The 17,044-nt window shown below is 64.9% G+C and carries 18 protein-coding genes; 9 read left to right on the forward strand and 9 right to left on the reverse strand.

Translation table 11 applies throughout. The features are described from left to right. The first annotated feature begins 67 nt into the window (after positions 1–67). Genes RMCB_RS09775 through RMCB_RS09795 form a run of 5 tightly spaced genes read left to right on the forward strand, consistent with a single transcriptional unit; the run spans position 68 to position 5,534 of the window. Complete coding sequence (locus RMCB_RS09775; protein ID WP_165606269.1) at positions 68–1,447, forward strand: extracellular solute-binding protein; 1,380 nt, start codon at positions 68–70, stop codon at positions 1,445–1,447. A 14-nt stretch (positions 1,448–1,461) separates the two neighbouring features. After that, positions 1,462–2,418: a carbohydrate ABC transporter permease gene (locus tag RMCB_RS09780; RefSeq protein WP_062828627.1), complete on the forward strand. Its 957-nt coding sequence runs from the start codon at positions 1,462–1,464 to the stop codon at positions 2,416–2,418. 4 nt (positions 2,419–2,422) lie between these two features. Beyond that, positions 2,423–3,301, forward strand: a complete 879-nt coding sequence (locus RMCB_RS09785; protein ID WP_062828628.1) for a carbohydrate ABC transporter permease — start codon at positions 2,423–2,425, stop codon at positions 3,299–3,301. Then, on the forward strand, positions 3,301–4,416 hold the full coding sequence (locus RMCB_RS09790; protein WP_062828629.1) for an ABC transporter ATP-binding protein: 1,116 nt from the start codon (positions 3,301–3,303) through the stop codon (positions 4,414–4,416). The genes RMCB_RS09785 and RMCB_RS09790 overlap by 1 nt, the downstream gene beginning before the upstream one ends. Further along, a complete protein-coding gene (locus RMCB_RS09795; RefSeq protein WP_062828630.1) occupies positions 4,413–5,534 on the forward strand; it encodes an ABC transporter ATP-binding protein in 1,122 nt (373 codons plus the stop codon). The genes RMCB_RS09790 and RMCB_RS09795 overlap by 4 nt, the downstream gene beginning before the upstream one ends. A gap of 10 nt (positions 5,535–5,544) precedes the next feature. Here the strand turns inward: RMCB_RS09795 and RMCB_RS09800 are convergent, their stop codons facing one another. Beyond that, positions 5,545–6,006 carry a GtrA family protein gene (locus tag RMCB_RS09800; RefSeq protein ID WP_062828631.1) on the reverse strand — a complete coding sequence of 154 codons (462 nt, stop codon included), beginning with the start codon at positions 6,004–6,006 and terminating at the stop codon, positions 5,545–5,547. A gap of 60 nt (positions 6,007–6,066) precedes the next feature. Beyond that, a complete protein-coding gene (locus RMCB_RS09805; RefSeq protein ID WP_062828632.1) occupies positions 6,067–6,918 on the reverse strand; it encodes a thioesterase family protein in 852 nt (283 codons plus the stop codon). Between the two features lie 141 nt (positions 6,919–7,059). Here RMCB_RS09805 and RMCB_RS09810 point away from each other — a divergent pair, with 141 nt between their 5' ends. Together RMCB_RS09810 and RMCB_RS09815 are read left to right on the forward strand one after the other, a co-directional pair. Further along, on the forward strand, positions 7,060–7,686 hold the full coding sequence (locus RMCB_RS09810) for a TetR/AcrR family transcriptional regulator (protein ID WP_234792059.1): 627 nt from the start codon (positions 7,060–7,062) through the stop codon (positions 7,684–7,686). A gap of 66 nt (positions 7,687–7,752) precedes the next feature. Further along, positions 7,753–8,619, forward strand: coding sequence for an EamA family transporter (locus RMCB_RS09815; protein WP_062828633.1), 867 nt, complete (start codon positions 7,753–7,755; stop codon positions 8,617–8,619). Positions 8,620–8,698: 79 nt separating this feature from the next. On the opposite strand, the gene RMCB_RS09820 is transcribed toward RMCB_RS09815, so the two are convergent. The 4 genes from RMCB_RS09820 to RMCB_RS09835 all read right to left on the reverse strand — a co-directional run bounded on the left by RMCB_RS09820 (position 8,699) and on the right by RMCB_RS09835 (position 12,793). Continuing rightward, positions 8,699–9,544 carry an ABC transporter permease gene (locus tag RMCB_RS09820; protein ID WP_029369904.1) on the reverse strand — a complete coding sequence of 282 codons (846 nt, stop codon included), beginning with the start codon at positions 9,542–9,544 and terminating at the stop codon, positions 8,699–8,701. Further along, entirely contained in the window at positions 9,541–10,416 is an 876-nt protein-coding gene (locus tag RMCB_RS09825) for an ABC transporter permease (protein ID WP_029369905.1), read from the reverse strand. The genes RMCB_RS09820 and RMCB_RS09825 overlap by 4 nt, the downstream gene beginning before the upstream one ends. Before the next feature lie 5 nt (positions 10,417–10,421). Beyond that, entirely contained in the window at positions 10,422–11,615 is a 1,194-nt protein-coding gene (locus RMCB_RS09830) for a polyamine ABC transporter substrate-binding protein (RefSeq protein ID WP_062828634.1), read from the reverse strand. Between the two features lie 62 nt (positions 11,616–11,677). Next, a complete protein-coding gene (locus RMCB_RS09835; RefSeq protein ID WP_062828635.1) occupies positions 11,678–12,793 on the reverse strand; it encodes an ABC transporter ATP-binding protein in 1,116 nt (371 codons plus the stop codon). Positions 12,794–13,144: 351 nt separating this feature from the next. Between RMCB_RS09835 and RMCB_RS09840 the strand changes: the two genes are divergently transcribed. Further along, positions 13,145–14,533 (forward strand): purine-cytosine permease family protein, encoded by a 1,389-nt coding sequence (locus tag RMCB_RS09840; RefSeq protein ID WP_201028260.1) that lies wholly within the window; start codon positions 13,145–13,147, stop codon positions 14,531–14,533. A gap of 4 nt (positions 14,534–14,537) precedes the next feature. Here the strand turns inward: RMCB_RS09840 and RMCB_RS09845 are convergent, their stop codons facing one another. After that, positions 14,538–15,383, reverse strand: a complete 846-nt coding sequence (locus RMCB_RS09845; protein WP_062828637.1) for an alpha/beta fold hydrolase — start codon at positions 15,381–15,383, stop codon at positions 14,538–14,540. A 210-nt stretch (positions 15,384–15,593) separates the two neighbouring features. Here RMCB_RS09845 and RMCB_RS09850 point away from each other — a divergent pair, with 210 nt between their 5' ends. After that, positions 15,594–15,986 (forward strand): hypothetical protein, encoded by a 393-nt coding sequence (locus tag RMCB_RS09850; RefSeq protein ID WP_062828638.1) that lies wholly within the window; start codon positions 15,594–15,596, stop codon positions 15,984–15,986. A gap of 48 nt (positions 15,987–16,034) precedes the next feature. Here the strand turns inward: RMCB_RS09850 and RMCB_RS09855 are convergent, their stop codons facing one another. Both RMCB_RS09855 and RMCB_RS09860 read right to left on the reverse strand, forming a co-directional pair. After that, a complete protein-coding gene (locus tag RMCB_RS09855) occupies positions 16,035–16,361 on the reverse strand; it encodes a hypothetical protein (RefSeq protein WP_029369911.1) in 327 nt (108 codons plus the stop codon). A gap of 187 nt (positions 16,362–16,548) precedes the next feature. After that, positions 16,549–16,920, reverse strand: coding sequence for a hypothetical protein (locus tag RMCB_RS09860; RefSeq protein WP_131805507.1), 372 nt, complete (start codon positions 16,918–16,920; stop codon positions 16,549–16,551). Positions 16,921–17,044 lie beyond the last annotated feature (124 nt).

Genomic DNA, 17,044 nt, shown 5'->3' on the forward strand with positions numbered 1-17,044 from the left:
GGAGCCCGAAGCAATGAACAGACGTCCCCGTCCCGGTTCATCGGGACCGCAACTGTCTCGTCGAAGCATGTTGGCGGCCTTGGGAATCGCAGGGGCCGCTGCCGCCAGCGCGCCGATCCTGAGTTCGTGCGGTGTGGGTGGCCGGGTGTCGGCGCCCAATGGTGCTGACGAGATCACCGGTGGCTTCGACTGGAAGAAGGCCTCGGGAGCCACGATCAACATCCTGCAGACTCCCCATCCCTACCAGCTGTCCTATCAGCCGCTGATCAAGGAGTTCACCGAACTCACCGGGATCACCGTCAACGTCGACCTCGTCCCCGAGGCCGACTACTTCACCAAGCTCAACACCGAACTCGCGGGCGGCTCCGGCAAGCACGACGCCTTCATGCTCGGTGCCTACTTCATCTGGCAGTACGGACCGCCCGGGTGGATCGAGGATCTGGGCCCATGGCTGAAGAACACGTCGGCCACCAGCGCCGAGTACGACTTCGAGGACATCTTCGAAGGCTTGCGGACCTCGACACGCTGGGACTTCACCCTGGGCCACCCATTGGGAACCGGTGGCCAGTGGGCGATCCCCTGGGGCTTCGAGAACAACGTGGTGGCCTACAACAAGAAGTACTTCGATCAGCGGGGCATCACCAAGCTTCCCGACAACCTCGACGATTTCATCCAGTTGGCCGTCGACCTGACCGACCGCTCGGAGAACCGCTACGGCATCTCCACCCGTGGCTCGAAGTCATGGGCGACCATCCACCCGGGATTCATGACGCAGTACACCCGGGAGGGCGCCGTCGACTACAAGTTCAACGGTTCGGACCTGATCGCGGAGATGGACAGCGACATCGCGATCGACTTCACCAAGAAGTGGATCGACATGCAGCACCGCGCCGGGCCGACATCGTGGACCACCTACGACTATCCCAATGCCACAGGCGATCTCGGCGACGGCAAGGCCATGATGGTGTTCGATGCCGACAGCGCCACCTACCCGAAGAACAAGCCGGGCGCCAGCAAGGAGGCGGGCAACCTGGGCTGGTACGCCGGCCCCGCCGGGCCCGACGGCAACTACAAGACCAACCTGTGGACGTGGAGTTGGGCCATGTCGGCGAACTCGCGCAACAAACTCCCCGCGTGGCTGTTCATCCAGTGGGCCACCGGCAAGGATTCGATGAACAAGGCCGTCGAGGGCGGCACGTACGCCGATCCGGTGCGAAAGTCCGTGTTCGACACCACCTTCAAGCGGGTGGCCGCCGACCAGTTCGGCTATCTGCAGGCGTTCGAGACCGTCATCGCCGAGTCGAAGATCCAGTTCACGCCGCAGAAGAAGTTCTTCGACACGACCCAGAACTGGGCCGTCGCGCTGCAGGACATCTACGGCGGTGACGACGCCGCCACGCGGCTGCGCAGCCTCGCCAAGACCAACACATCCAAGGTCAACCTCTAGGAGCTCTGGCACACATGACAACTCAGACTCCGAAGGCGCCGGCGACATCGCCGGCGCGACACACCGCCGCGTCCCGCGGCAACCTGCCGGAGGTGCCGGCCTGGCGGCGACGGTTGCGGCCCTACGTGCTGTCCATCCCCGCGCTGGTGATCGTCATCGGCATCCTGTACCCCTTCGTCCTCGGCGCCTACTACGCGTTCCTCAACTACGCCGCGGTCAACCCGGATCCGCACTTCGTCTGGTTCGACAACTTCAAATCCGTGTTGGGCGACCGGGTGTTCTGGAAGAGCGTCACGGTCACGCTGATCTTCGCGGTCGTCGCCACCGGTGTCGAGACCGTGTTGGGAGTGGGCCTCGCGCTCCTGCTCAACCGGTCGTCGATCATCGGCAAGATCTTCGAAAAGGTGCTCATCCTGCCGCTGATGATCGCCCCCGTCATCGCGGGCGTGATCTGGAAGCTGATGTTCAACCCGCAGTTCGGTGTGCTCAACCATGTTCTGGGACTGGGCAACACGTTCGACTGGCTGTCCTCGACACATGCGTTGTGGTCGGTCATCCTCGTCGACCTGTGGATCTTCACGCCGTTCGTGGCGATCCTGGTGCTGGCCGGCATCCGGTCGTTGCCCAAGGAGCCGTTCGAGGCGTCGGAAGTGGACGGCGCCAATTGGCTCTACATGTTCCGCAAGCTCATGCTTCCGATGCTGTGGCCCTACATCCTGGTGGCGGTCATCTTCCGGTTCATGGACAACCTGAAAGTGTTCGACCACATCTACGTACTCACCGCAGGCGGCCCGGGCGTCGCCACCCGCACCCTGCAGATCGGGGCGTTCGAGGACTCCATCATCAATCTGGACTACTCCCGCGGCAGCACCTACATGCTGCTGCTCTGGATCATCGTGTTCATCACCGCGCGCTACCTGGTGAGCGTGCTGGGCAAGGCGCAGCGCCGAGCTGCCGGAGCGGAGTCGTAACACCATGGGGCTCTTCAACAGAACCGAACTGCTCCCGGGGCAGAAGCGCCTGTCCATCGGGTCGGTGGCCGCCGATGTCGGTCTGGTCTTCTGGTTCGTGTTCTCGCTGTTCCCGATCGCCTGGATGGTGATCCTGGCGCTCAAGAACGCCGAGCAGCAGACCACCACCTACTTCTCGTTCAGCCCGACCTGGTCGAACTTCGCCACGGTGCTCACCGACAAGGGCACTCAGATGACCAGCGTCGACTTCAAAGCGTCGCTGCTGACCAGCCTGCTGAACTGCGGTGGCGCGGTGATCGTCTCCCTGGTCATCGGCATCCCGGCCGCTTACGCTGCCGGCCGGTGGCAGTACAAGGGCTCCAATGACCTGATGTTCCAGATGCTCTCGTTCCGCTTCGCACCCGAGCTCATGGTGATCGTCCCGCTGTTCGTGATCTACAACCAGATCGGGCTGTTCGACACCAAGGTCGGCATGATCTGGGTGTTGCAGCTGGTCACCATGCCGTTGGTGGTGTGGATCCTGCGGTCCTACTTCCAGGACCTGCCCGAGGATCTCGAGCAGGCCGCACTGCTCGACGGCTACACCCGGCGGCGGGCGTTCGTCATGGTGGCGCTGCCCATCGTGCGGCCCGGTATCGCTGCCGCGGCATTGCTCGCGTTCATCTTCGCGTGGAACAACTACGTGTTCCCGCTGATTCTCGCCGACAGCAATGCCGGCACGGTGACCGTTGCGATCACCAAATTCCTCGGCGGTGGCGGACAGGCGTATTACAACCTGACCGCCGCGGCCGCCATCATCGCCGCGCTGCCTCCACTGATCCTGGCCTTGACCATTCAGCGGTACCTGGTGCGCGGCCTGTCGTTTGGGGCGGTGAAGGCCTGATGTCTTCGGTGTCGATTGCCGACGTACACAAGAGTTTCGGCAAGACCAAAGCGGTCGACGGCCTGTCGGTGGACATCGCCGACGGTGAGTTCTTCGTCATTCTCGGTCCCAGCGGCGCAGGCAAGACCACCACGTTGAAGTCGGTTGCCGGCCTGGTGGATATCGATCAGGGATCGGTACTCATCGGCGGTACGGACGTCACGCGGGTGGAGCCGTATCACCGCAATGTGGCGATGGCGTTCGAGAGCTACGCCCTGTACCCGCAGAAGACGGTGGCCGAGAATCTCGCCTCACCGCTGAAAAGCGGTCGGACCGGCCGCTATTCAGAGCAGGAGCGGGCCGAACGCATCGACCAGGTCACCTCGACGCTGGGAATCAACCACCTGCAGAAGCGTTTTCCGCGGGAGCTGTCCAACGGGCAGCGTCAGCGGGTCGCACTCGGTCGGGTGTTGGTGCGGCCTGCCGACATCTACTTGCTCGACGAGCCGCTGAGCCACCTGGACGCCAAGCTACGTGCGGCCATGCGCGCCGAGCTCAAGCAGCTCGGCGCGATGAGCAACACCACGACCATCTACGTCACCCACGATTATCAGGAGGCGCTCGCGCTCGGTGACCGCATCGCGGTGATGCGCGAAGGAAAGTTGGTTCAGATCGGCACACCGGAGGACATCTGGCGACGACCGGCCGACACCTTCGTGGCGAAAGCACTGGGACAGCCGGAGATCAATCTGATCGACGGCGTGATCGACGACGGCCGGATCCGCCTCGGCGACGGCTCATTCGGCGTCGCTGTACCCGCGGGTGTCGAATGTGCACGCGGTGATGCGGTACGGGTCGGCCTGCGGCCCTGCGATATTCACGTCACCTCCGGTCCGGGCTCGTTGCAGGGGCGGGTGCTGCTGGCCGAACGTCTCGGCCGCAACGTCGAACTCACCGTGACAGTCGGTGGGACGCAGCTGATCGTGCTCACCTCCGGCCGCGAGGGTGTCGGCGAAGGCGCCGAGATCACCATGACGGTGGCCGATTCCGACGTTCATGTGTTCGCCGCAGGCGCCGGCGACACCCGCCGATTGGACGGCGGCAAGCGCGATTCCGCATTGGAGGCAGCTCAGTGACCACGACCGTGACACCACCCGCGACGGCGCAGAGTCTCACCCTGTCCAAACTGGTGAAGACGTATTCGTCGCGAGGTCGCGAGAGCTTCCAGGCGGTCAAGGGCATCGACATGGCGATCCGGCCGGGGGAGCTGGTGGCACTGCTGGGTCCGTCGGGCTGCGGCAAGACCACCACGCTGCGCATGATCGCCGGCCTGGAGACGGTGACCAGTGGCTCCATCCGCATCGGCGAGCGCGAGGTCTCTCAGCTGCCTGCGGCCAAGCGTGGCATCGGCGTGGGGTTCGAGAGTTACGCGTTGTATCCGCCGATGTCGGTGCGGGAAAACCTGCTGTACGGCCTCAAGGCGCGCAAGGTCAAAGGCGCTGAGAAGATGGTCGATTCGATCAGCCGGCGCCTGGAGATGGACGACATGATGGGGCTGCGGCCCGCGGGTCTGTCGAGCGGGCAGAAGCAGCGCGTGGCGCTGGCCCGAGCCCTGGTGCGCAATCCTCCGGTGCTGCTACTCGACGAGCCGCTGAGCCACCTCGACGCGTCGGCCCGGCAGCGAGTGCGCCGCGAACTCAAAGTGCTGCAACGCGAATTCGGCTACACCACCATCGTCGTCACCCACGACCAGGTGGAGGCCCTGTCGCTGGCCGATCGGCTTGCGGTGATGGACGCCGGCGTCGTGCAACAGTTCGGAACTCCCGACGAGGTGTTCGACGATCCCGCCAATCTGTTCGTCGCCCAATTCGTCGGTGAACCGCAGATCAATGTCCTGCCCGGCGTGGCCCGGGTCTCTGGTGGCACGGTCCGGGTCGAGATCGGTTCGGGCGCAGGCGCGTTGGACACCATGGTGACCGGCGTCGCCGACGGGACAAAGGTCACCGTCGGGATCCGGCCGCAGGACTGCGTGATCGGCAGCGCTGACGCCAACGGGATCCGGGTCACCGTCGCCTATTTCGAGCACCTGCTGGAATTCGGGCTGGCCACCAGCACGGTCGCAGGTGTCGAGGAGGGCATCGTGGTGCAGACCCCTGCCGCAGAACGCTACGAGCCCGAACAGCAGGTCACGCTGAGCGCGCCGGCCGAACGCGTGTACCTCTTCGACCCCGATTCGGGGGAGAGGTTGCGGTGACGGCCCCCGCTCACCGGCGGAACACCACCCAGCGCATCGCGCTGTACATATAGATGGCCTCGCAGGCGCCCGCGGCGATCCTGGCGAGGTGGTACTCGACACCCAGTGCGGCCAGACCGCTCGACACACCGAGGATGAACGCCACGTAGTTGATCGCGACGACGATGACGTACACGGCGAGTTGAGGGCCGACGGCGGCGTGTGACCGGAAGTTCAGCGTCCGGTTGAGGTAGTAGGCCAACGCGAACGCGCACGCGTACGCCATGGTCACCGCCACTGGCAGCGGAAGCCCGGCTGAGCCGCGCAGCAGCGTCAAGAGCAGCAGATCCACGCCGAAGGTGAAACTGTTGATCAGCACGAACCCGAGGAAAGTCGGCGCCACCAGCGCGCTCAAGCCGAACGGCAGGCGGCCGACGACCCGTTCGCAGAATCGGTGAAACCGCCCCGCTGCCGACACTTGCTCGGTAACCACATGTCCACCGTGGCAGTCCGGGGTGTCGGGACCGTGATCACCGGGCGAACGATGTGGGTCCTAGTGGCCTTTCGGGATCATCGCGAGCTGGCGGCTCTGCACGATGACCTGACCCGTCGCATCGAGGATGAGATGGTCCTCCTCGAACAGGGTTTCGCCGATGACCGTTGCGCTCGCCATCACACGCATCCAGCCCGGCGCCGGTCGGCGGCGCAGGTAGGTGGTGAGCTGAACCGTCGGCGTCCAGCCGAACATGCCGCGGTTCATCGTCACCGGTGCACTGATGTCACCGGCCATCACGGCGAACAACAATGCCGTATCGGGATCGGCCTCGTCGTGCGCAAAGGGCCGCAACCACATTCGATTGATCGGTTCACCCTGCTGTCCGGCCAGGAACAGCGCCGCGGACGGGTCGATCCGCAGATCACATCCCTGGGCGACGTGCACGATCTGACCCATGGGGTGTGCGGGAGTGACGTGCACCGCGTCGACGGTCGGCTCGGCGGGCATGTCGGACAGCGACAAAGGCTCCTGATGGCGCGGATCCGCCACATCCAGATGTCCGAGGGTGACCGCGGAGGACACCGCCACCAAATCTCCTTGGGACAGCTCGACATCGACGACGCTGACCTGACGTCCCCGCTTGCGGACCTTGGCGGTGAGAGTCACGGCGCCCGGTTCTGGCGCGTGGAGGTAGTTGGCGCTCACAGCAATCGGCTGTAGGTCGGTGTCGGCGCCGAGGGCTCGCCGCGCCGCGGCCGCGCACAGCGCCATCATGCAGCCGCCGTGCACCTTCGGGCCGATGGTCCAGATGGGGTCCACGGATGCCGCGTAGATACCGTTGCCGACGGGTTCGAGCCCCGTCAGATCGGTGAACGGCCGCGTGGAGGTCAATGTTTCGGTCAAGGTCATCCCTTTCACTGGCCTGTAACCTTACAGCCATAAGCAAACACGCGTACAGTTGACGTGCGTCACTCCGGCCCGAGCCGACACCCGCCGCCGAACGGCATCACTAACCTAACGGGTGTTAAGTTAGCGTGTTAGGATGCCGCCATGTCCCGGTCGACACGTCAGCGCAATTCGCGTGGTCAAGGCGGGCTGCTGCGTGACGAGATCCTTTCGGCCGCAACCCGCGTCATTGACGTCGCGCAGACCGAGGCCGAGGTGTCGCTACGCAGCATCGCACGCGAGGCCGGCATCGCGGCGCCGTCGGTGTATGCGCATTTCGAGGACCGTGACCAGGTGCTGCAGGCCGTCGCACAGGCGAGTTGGGAGCAGGTCTGCGCGGAGATCACCGAGCAGAGCAAGGCCGGCAAGACCGCGAGGGACCGCGTGATCCTGGGATGCCGCGCGTATGTCGCTTTCGCACAACGCTATCCGCTGCGGTACGCGCTCATGACACAGGCCGTAGACGTCGCGCCCGCGGCTCGCCAAGCCCTCGAGGTGGTGACCCGAGGATTGCTGGCCTGCCGAGGCGCCGACCCCAAGTCAACACCGACACCGGCTTCGCATCGCAGCGCCGCGTCACTGTCGGTGGCACTGCACGGTGTCGCCATGTTGCACCGCACCGATTCACCCAACTTGTGGCTCAGCGACTTCAGCACCGACGACATCATCGCGAGCCTCGTCGACGCCGCGATCCTGCGCCAGGACGACGCCCCGTCTGCCGATCGTCAGTAAATCGCGAACGGTATGTCCACAAATATCACGTGGACACGAACGATTTCGGTGCCGTTCAATGCTGTAGTGACCACCGGAACCGCACGCCAGGGCGCCCTGATGGCGATCGCCTCGATGCTGATCGTGCAGCTCGGTGCAGCCATCGCCGTCGACCTGATCGACGACCTCGGCGCGGTGGGTGTCGCGTGGCTCCGACTGGCCTGGGCCGGCCTGCTCTTGGTGGCGATCGTCCGGCCGCGGCCCACCCACTTCACCCGCTCGTCCTTCGCCGCGTGCGTGCTGTTGGGTGTGGCCACGGCCGGCGTGAACATCCTGTTCATGTTGGCAGTCGCCCGCATCCCGCTGGGAACCGCGAGCGCTCTGGAATTCCTTGGGCCACTGGGCGTCGCGGTTGCCAAAGGCAGCGGCCGCGGACGGTTCGTGTGGCCCGCTGCAGCGGGACTCGGCGTGGTCCTGTTGACCGAGCCGTGGACCGGTTCCGTCGATCCGATCGGGGTGCTGTTCGCCCTCTCAGGGGCATTGTGCTGGGCGGCCTACATCCTGCTGACCCAGCGCGTCGGCGACGAGGTGGCAGGGCTCAGAGGCCTGGCCATCTCGATGCCGGTCGCCGCGCTGGTCGCAACCTTGGCAGCCGGTCCGGCCACGTTCGGACGGCTGACCCCACAGCTCCTGTTGATCGGGCTCGGCCTGGCGATCCTGCTGCCCGTCATCCCGTTTGCCCTGGAACTGTTGGCGCTGCGCCGGCTGACCACCGCCGCGTTCGGCACGCTGATGAGCCTGGAACCCGCCTTCGCCATGCTCATGGGGCTGCTCATCCTGCACCAGGTTCCGGCCCTGTTCGGCGTGGTCGGCATCGCGCTGGTGGTCGTGGCCGGTGTCGGCGCGACGAGCAACGGTGCCCGCACGGCACCGGTGCCCGCCGAGGTCGGCTGAGCCGCTTATCCTCACCGAGATCGACACCAGGGCTGTGAATTTCTGAAATCCACGGCCCTGGCGTCAATCTCGAAGACCCCTATGCGTCGATGCGCTTGCGCCGGTAGAGCGTTCCCGCCATCAACAGCACCAGGCTGATCACCAGAATCGCGGTGGCGAGCACGTTGATCTGGGGTGGCACCGCAGCCTTGACCGCGGCGTTGACGTACAGCGGATAGGTGACCGTCGAGCCGCTGACGAAATAGGTGATGATGAAGTCGTCGAGCGACAACGCGAACGACAGCATCGCCGCGGCGACGATGCCCGGAACGATCAGTGGCAGTGTCACTTTGAAGAACGTGCGAGTGGGGCTCGCACCGAGATCCATCGACGCGTCCTCGAGCGTCCAGTCGAATCCGCGGACCCTGGCTCGCACCGTCATGGCGATGAAGCTGACCTCGAAGGCGATGTGGGCGATGAGGATCGTGGTGTAGCCCGTCGCCCAGCCCAGGTCGAGGAACAGTGTCAGCAGCGACGCGCCCAGCACCACCTCAGGTGCCGTCAGCGGCAGCACCAGGAACGTGTCGACAGCCTTCTGTCCCCGAAACCGCTGGCGCACCAAGGCAATCGCCACCAGTGTGCCCAGGACCAGGGCCACGGCGGTCGACACCGCGGCGACGTTGAGGCTCAGCTTCAGCGCCGCGGTCAAGTCCGGGTACTTGAACGGGTGGGCCCAGTTGTCGAAGGTGAATTGCTGCCACGTGTAGTTGAACTTGCCCGCAGGCTTGTTGAACGAGAACAACACGATGACGAAGATCGGCAGGAACAGGTACAGCAACACCAGGCCGGCCACGATGCGCAGTGCCCAGTCGCCCCACTTCGGGGTGCCCTTGACGGTTTTCGGGGTGTCCGTACTCGTCGCCGCGGCGACCGCTGCGGATGTCATACCAGGTCCTCCGTACCGAGAGCCCGCGTGTAGAGCAGGACACCGACAAGGATGATCGCCATCAGCACCATGCTCAGCGCGGCGGCGACCGGATAGTCCTTGACCACCAGGAACTGCTTCTGGATCACGTTGCCGATCATGCTGGTCTGCGTGCTGCCCAAGTAGTCGGCGTTGATGAAGTCTCCGACTGCCGGAATGAACACCAGCATGCTGCCCGCCAACACGCCGGGCATGGACAACGGCAGGATCACTTTGGTGAAGCTGCGCCGATTGGTCGAGTACAGGTCTTTCGACGCCTCGATCAGGCGCGGATCGATCTTCTCCAGGCTCACGTAGAGCGGCAGGATCATGAAGATGATCCAGTTGTAGACCAGGCCGCCGATCACCGCCCAGCTCGTCGACAGCAACCGGCCCTCACTGGGCAGCAAGCCGATCGAACCGAGTGTGCTGACCACCCATCCGTCGTCGGCCAGGATCGTCTTCCACGCCAGCGTGCGGATCAGGAACGTCACGAAGAACGGCAGGATCACCAAGCCAAGCAACAGGTTTTTGTACCGGCCCGCCTTGAAGGCGATGACGTAGGCGAGCGGAAATGCCAGCAGTGCGCACACCACGGTGGCGGTCAGCGCGTAGCCGAACGAGCGGAGGATCTGCTCGCTGTAGGTGCTGAATGCCTTGGCGTAGTTGCCGATACTCCAGTCGAAGGTCAGCGTGGGCAGATACACCGATCCGCCCGAGCTCGACAACGACGTGCGTGCCAGAGAGAAGAACGGCACCACGAAGAAGATCCCGAGATACGCCAGCGCCGGCAGGATCATCAGATACGGAGCCACTTTGCTCCGCTGCCGGCTACTGGTCGCTACACCTGCCATCGGCGTCAGCCGCCGGTGACTGCGGCGTACATGGCGTTGAACTCCTGCGTCTGCTCGTCGGTCAGCGCGGCCCAGGACTTCAGCTTGGCGAGTGTCTCGGCGGGCGGATTGATCAGCGGGTTCTTGCTCAAGGTCGGATTGATCTTGTCGAGTTCCTCGGCCATGTCCGTCAGGACGGGCACGTACTGGGTGAACGCGACGAGCTTGGCGTAGTTCGGGCGGTCATAGACGTAGTTGATCCACGCCTCGGCACCCTTCTGGTTCTGGGTCGTGTAGGGAATCACCATGGTGTCGATGAACCAGTCGCCGCCAGCTTCGGGAACCACGAAATGCAGATTGGGATTGTCGGCCTGCAACTGCACCACGTCACCCGAATAGGCTTGGGCGACAGCGATATTGCCGGCAGCTAGGTCATCGGCGTAGTCGTTGCCGGTGAACCTGCGGATCTGACCCTTGTCCTTTTGCTCGCGGACCAGGTCGACGGCCTTCTGGACCCCTTCCTTCGTGGGGTTTTCCGGCGAGTTGCCCTGAGACTGCATGATCATGCCGAGCCCGTCCTGGGTGTCCGAGAGCAGGCTGACGCGGCCTTTGAACGCGGGGTCCCACAGATCCTCGACCTTGGTGATGTCGCGGCCCGTCGCGGTCTTGTTGTAGGCCAGGCCGACCATGCCGGTCATGTAGGGCGCGGTGTACTTGCGGCCGGGGTCCACCTGGGCGTTGAGCAGGTCGGGGCGCAGGTTCTTCTTGTTGGGGACGCGTGAATCCCGGATCTCGTTGAGCCAGTGCAGGCCGTTGAGCCGAAGCGCCATGAACTGGGTGGGCACCACAAGATCGGCGCCGATGTCCTGCTTGCGCGACAGCGGCTCCTTGACCTTGGCGAACCACTGCTCGTTGTCGTTGAAGTCCTCTCGATAGTCCACGGTGAGACCTGAGGCCTTCTGGAATGCGTCGACAAAGCCGGGTGCCATGTAGAGCGGCCAGTTCGAAATGCGCAGATTGCCGCTCGCCGGGGTCCCGTCATCGGGTGGCGCGGAGCTCGAGGGGCTGCTGGCTTTGTTGCTGGAGCCACATGCCGCGAGGAATGACGGGCCGAGGACGAGCGCGGCTGCGGCTGCCGCGCCTCCGCCCAGGAACCGGCGCCGCGAGGTGGGGTTGGCGGCCAGTCGGGCGAGCAGTGCGGGATCGGTGTGGTTGGGCATGAGCGACCTTTCGGTGAATTGGGGCGCTGTCGGATGAGGGGAGAGGTGTTTGCTGCCGGCGACTACGAGTCGTCGAGCATCTCTTCGAGGTCTTCAGTGGTCGGGATGTCCGCCGCGGGCAGCACCCGGGAGGCATCGGGGGACCAGCTGACGTGCACGGCGTCACCGGGCCGCAGCAGCGGCAGGTCCTGCTCAGCGCCGACGTGGGCGATGATGGTCGAATCATCTTTCGCGGCAAGGGAAAGCCGCACCACCGGCCCCTGGAAGGTGAGATCCTTGACGGTCGCGGGCACGGTCGCGACATCGCCGTCCGGCCGGTCCATGGTCACGCGGACCCGTTCCGGTCGGACCATGAGCGTCGCGTGCCCGCCGGGCTCGATCGTCGTGTCGCCGGGCTTGGCCTTCAGTGTCGTTCCCAGCACGTCGACTTCGACGAAATCGCGGTTGGCTCTTCCGGTCTGCCGTCCGGCCCACAGGTTGGCCTGGCCGATGAAACTGGCCACGAATACCGTCGCCGGTCGATCGTAGATCTCGGTCGGGGTGCCGATCTGCTCGACGTTGCCCGCGTTCATCACCGCGATCCGGTCGCTCATGGTGAGCGCTTCTTCCTGATCGTGGGTGACGTAGATGAAGGTGATCCCGACTTCTCGCTGGATACGCTTGAGTTCGAACTGCATGGCGTGGCGAAGCTTCAGGTCCAGGGCGCCCAGCGGTTCGTCGAGCAGCAACGCGCTGGGGTAGTTGACCAGAGCGCGCGCCAAGGCGACCCGCTGTTGCTGACCGCCGGACAACTGGCCGGGCTTGCGGTTCGCGAAGTCGGTCAGCCGCACGATCTCGAGCAGCTCGTCGACGCTGCGCTTGATCTCGGCGGCGCTCTTCTTGTCGGACTTCTTCCGGCTGCGCGGCCCGTACGCGACGTTGTCCCACACCGTCATGTGCGGGAAGAGCGCGTAGTGCTGGAACACCGTGTTGACGTTGCGCTTGTGCGGCGGGACGCGGGACACGTCCACGCCTTCGAGCCGGATCGCGCCCTCCGTGGGGCTCTCGAATCCCGCGATCATCCGCAGCGTCGTGGTCTTGCCACACCCGGATGGGCCGAGCATGGAGAAGAACTCTCCGGAGGCGATCGAGAAGTCCGCCTCCTGTACCGCGACGTAGTCGGCGAAGCGTTTGGTCACATGGTCGATCTCGATAACTGGGTTACCACTCGGGGGTGGCGCTCCAGCGTGTCCCGCCGAATCGTCGATGGCGGTGGTGTCTGGGCCGGTCAGTGGAGTCCTCCTCAGGCGCAGCGGGTGCTGTGGGTAAACCATCGCGGATGGGGCCGACGTTCGCAAGCGATTCCGCAACGATTTAACATTTCTACAATGGAATCCTTCGTTTGAAGGCGGCTTTTGCACGTATTCCTACAGTGAAGGGGGCGTGCGACCACACCAGCGCGGCAGCGCGCAGCAGTGTGGGAACCTGCCGTCAGTTTCTCAGGACGCCGTGTCGGACGGGCGCGAAACCGGCGCGTGATCAAATGAGCCATGCCTTCTGGATCGAACGTGCTCAACGCGACGGCCTTCACCGGGCGCCGCCCGACGGGCGCCGGCGACCTCGCGGTCGAGACGCACGGCATCGCGCCGATCGGTCAGGACCAGCGGTACGGCCGTGCCGCGCGGTTGTTCACCGTGTGGTTCGCACCCCAGGTCAACATGACGGGTGTCTTCACCGGCACGCTGGCCATCGCGCTGGGCCTGGGTTTCTGGCTGGGCATGCTCGCCATGGTCATCGGGACCGTTCTCGGGTCACTGGTGGTGGCCTACTTGTCGACGTGGGGCCCGCGCACCGGCGCCGGCCAGTTGCCCAACTCGAGAATGGCGTTCGGCGGCTTCGTCGTGGTGCCCGGGGTGCTGCAGTGGGGTTCGTCGATCGCGTGGGACGCCCTGGTGGGCTTGTTCGGTGGGGAAGCACTGGCCGTCCTGGTGGGCATCCCATTCTGGCTCGCTGTCCTCATCGTCCTCGGGGTACAGGGCGTCGTCGGCTTCTTCGGGTACGAACTCATCCATCGGTTGCAGGCTGTGCTCACCGTCGTCTTGCTGGTCACCTTCGTGGTGTTCGCCGTCAAGCTGGTCCGCGGGCACGACGTGGTCACTCCGGCGACTGTGCACGGGCCGGCGCTGGTCGGGGCTTTCGTCTTCGAGGTGACCATCGCGCTGAGCCTGGCCATCTCGTGGGCGAGCTATGCCGCCGACTTCAGTCGGTACCTGCCCGCGACGACGCCCCGGGGCCAGGTGTTCGGATACACGTTCGCAGGTATCGCGTCGGCGTACATCTTCGTTCAGGGCATCGGCATCGCCGGTGCGGCAGCGATCGGTGAGCAGACCGCCGAGGGGGTGCGAACGGTGATGGGCGGCGGAGTTCTCGGTGGGCTGGCACTGTTGATCATCGCGATGGCCGCCGTGGGTTCAGGCGTGATGAACGACTACAGCGGGTCACTGGCACTGCAGACCATCGGGGCCCGGGTGCGCCGACCGGTCTCCGCCGTCATCGTCACGGCGCTCGCGTTCTTCTTAATCCTGTGGTTGCACGCCGCCGACACCGCGAGCCGGTTCACCGACGTGTTGTTGTTGGTCAGCTACTGGATTCCGGCCTTCGTGGCAGTCGTGGCGGTGGACTGGGCGATCCGGATCCGCGGACGCGACACGCTCGATCCGTCGGCCGAGGAGACGCGCCGGTCCGACGCCGTGGCCGCACTGATCATCTTCGTGATCTCTTACGCGGCAGCGATGCCGTTCATGAACACCTCATTGATCCACGGGCCGGTGGCGACTGCCTGGTACGGCGCCGACATCGCATATTTCGTGAATTTCGGTGTGGCCCTGGTGCTTTACGGCGGTTATCGGCTGCTGCAGAGCAAGCGCGGCCAGCAGTAGAACCTCACAGCGGGTGTGCGGCAAACCATTCCAGCAGCAGCTCCGCGACGGCGTCAGGCTCTTCGTCGGGCAACCAGTGCGAGGCGCCGCGAATGGTCTCGAACCGGTACGGTCCGGCCACGAACCTCGCGGTCTCGTGAGCCGGCTTCGCGGTGATCGCCGTATCCCCGTCGCTCCAGATGTACATGGTCGGTACCCGCACCCGATGCTTGATGGCACGCGAATCGGACAGCAGCATCGCGCGGTACCAATTGAGCGCGGCTGTCAGTGCGCCGGGTTCGAGCATGGCTTCGGTATCGCGTTGCGCGTGCGCCGCGGCCTGGCCGCTGCGGAGCAGAGCATCGGTGATCCTTGAGCCGACGCCATTCCGGCCCAGCAGCATCCGCTCGGGAAGTCGGGGGAGTTGCGCGACGTACATGTACCAGGACGCCAGGCCCTGCCGGCTGGTCGGTATGGAACGCAGGAAGGCCACCGGATGGGGAACCGAGATCGGGGAGAACGACGCCAGTCGGTCCGGGTACCGCAGTGCGAGCCCCCAACCCACCGCAGCCCCCCAGTCGTGCCCGACGAGGTGCACCCGGTCGGCTCCGCTGCCGTCGATGAGGGCCAGCGCGTCGTCGACCAATTCGGACATGCGATAGTCACGGCGCCGCAGCGGCCGCGCGCCGGGCGAGTAGCCCCGTTGATTCGGTGCCAAGCACCGGTACCCGTGCGCGGTCAGCCGCGCCACCACGGCTTCCCAGCTGGTGTTGTGTTGGGGGAATCCGTGCAGAAGCACGACGACGGGGCCGTCTGCAGGGCCGTCGTCGATGACGTCGAACACCAGGCCACCGCGGCGGAACTGTTCCATATCGCACCCTCTTCCCGACGTGGCAGCCAGGATCGGCACGGATCGACCTCTCAGGCAGCGCATTTGACGGCCACGAAAGGCCCGGGAAAGTCCGGTTGCCGATCGCCCGATGCAGCCTAACCCTCGCGCACGGCATCCGATTCGAGACAACCCTGGAACCCCTGACCAAACACGCTGACAGCGAGGTCGCGGTGCGGCACAGTTACCGACATGACCAGTCCGAAGCTTCCCAAACCGAGCGACCTCAAATCGGCCGCGCAGGCTGCGGTGGAGACCGCTCAGTCGGCGGTCGAGACCGCGCAGGCCGTCGCGAACAGCGCGATGCGCATACCCCCCGCCTCAGCCCAACTCGCGGTGCAGTTGCCAGATCTGATCGAGAATCTGGCGGTTGCGACAGAACGGCTGAACACGACGATCGACCGCACCGAGCGCTATCTCGCGATGGCCGACCCGATGTTCCGCACGATGGATCGGCTGCTGCCACAGCTGGAGGCTCTCGTCGCCACCGGCAACGACGTCTTCCGGATGTTGTCGAATATCCCGGGACTGTCGAAGTTCAACCCGTTCGCACCACGCGCGACGGACGACCGCGGCGCCGGATAGCTTGATGGGCCGCCCCAAAAGCGGCGGCCCATCGGCAGTTTCGTGGTTCTACATCGGGATCCAGGTGCCGAGGAACCAGAAGCCCCAACCGTGGCCGTCCGCTGCCTGCATCGGCGTGACCTGCTGGCCGTTCCAGTTGAACGGTTGGTGGTCGTTACGTCCCTGATCGATGCCGCGGTTATGCCAGTCGACCGGACCAGCCGGGCCCCGGTCGGGTCCGCGATCGTCGCGGTGGTTGTCGCACTGCGGGGCGCCGGGGCGGTCGCAGCCCCAGCCTGGGTCTGCGCTCGCCGTGCCAAGACCGACACCGAGCAGCCCGGCCATTCCGATGCCCGCGGCCAACGCCGAGACCCCCAGGGTTCGCTTGAACGTCATAGGTTTACTCCGTTTCTTCGTGTTACGGCATCACCGCCGGATGCGAAGTAAAGCTATGACGTGGATTTTTGCCGGCACTGTGGCAACCGTATGGCCCAGCTGTGCAAGCGATAACGGTTCGGATACCCCGGTAACGAATTGAAACCTGTTTGCTCTCAATGCTATTGACGCTATTGACCAAAGGGCATCACGGGCAGGAATCCGATCGCGAATCGATGTTGAAGGAATCGTCGCGGATCCAGCCGGAACGGGTTCCGACATCGATTCTGAACCAGCGTTGGGGAGCGCCCGCCCACGGTGTCTCGGCGATATCGGACACCTTGTACGTGCCCGCCGCCACTTTCACCGATTCCTGCCCGAACGGGTCCGGTGTCTCACGCAGCATCACGAGCGGGTTGGCAACGGTCACGGCGCACCCGCCCGCCGGGACGGGTTCGGATGTCTTGGCCTGCGCAACCGTGGTAGCGCTCGAATTCTGTGTCGTGGCACCGCCGTTGCGGTCGAAAACCTCGTGCCACCACCACGGTGCGGTCGCCCCGGATAACAGTGTGATCGCCACCGGCACCCCGATCGCGGCCGTTATCTTTCCTCGGGAATGGGTCTCGACGTCCACCGCTGTCCCTCCGAGTCTCCGCTGGGCAGGCACTCTCGTCAGATGTGCCGACATTCAGGGTCGGCCGGGG

This window comes from Mycolicibacterium brisbanense (assembly GCF_001570425.1).
Taxonomy (GTDB): Bacteria; Actinomycetota; Actinomycetes; order Mycobacteriales; family Mycobacteriaceae; genus Mycobacterium; species Mycobacterium brisbanense.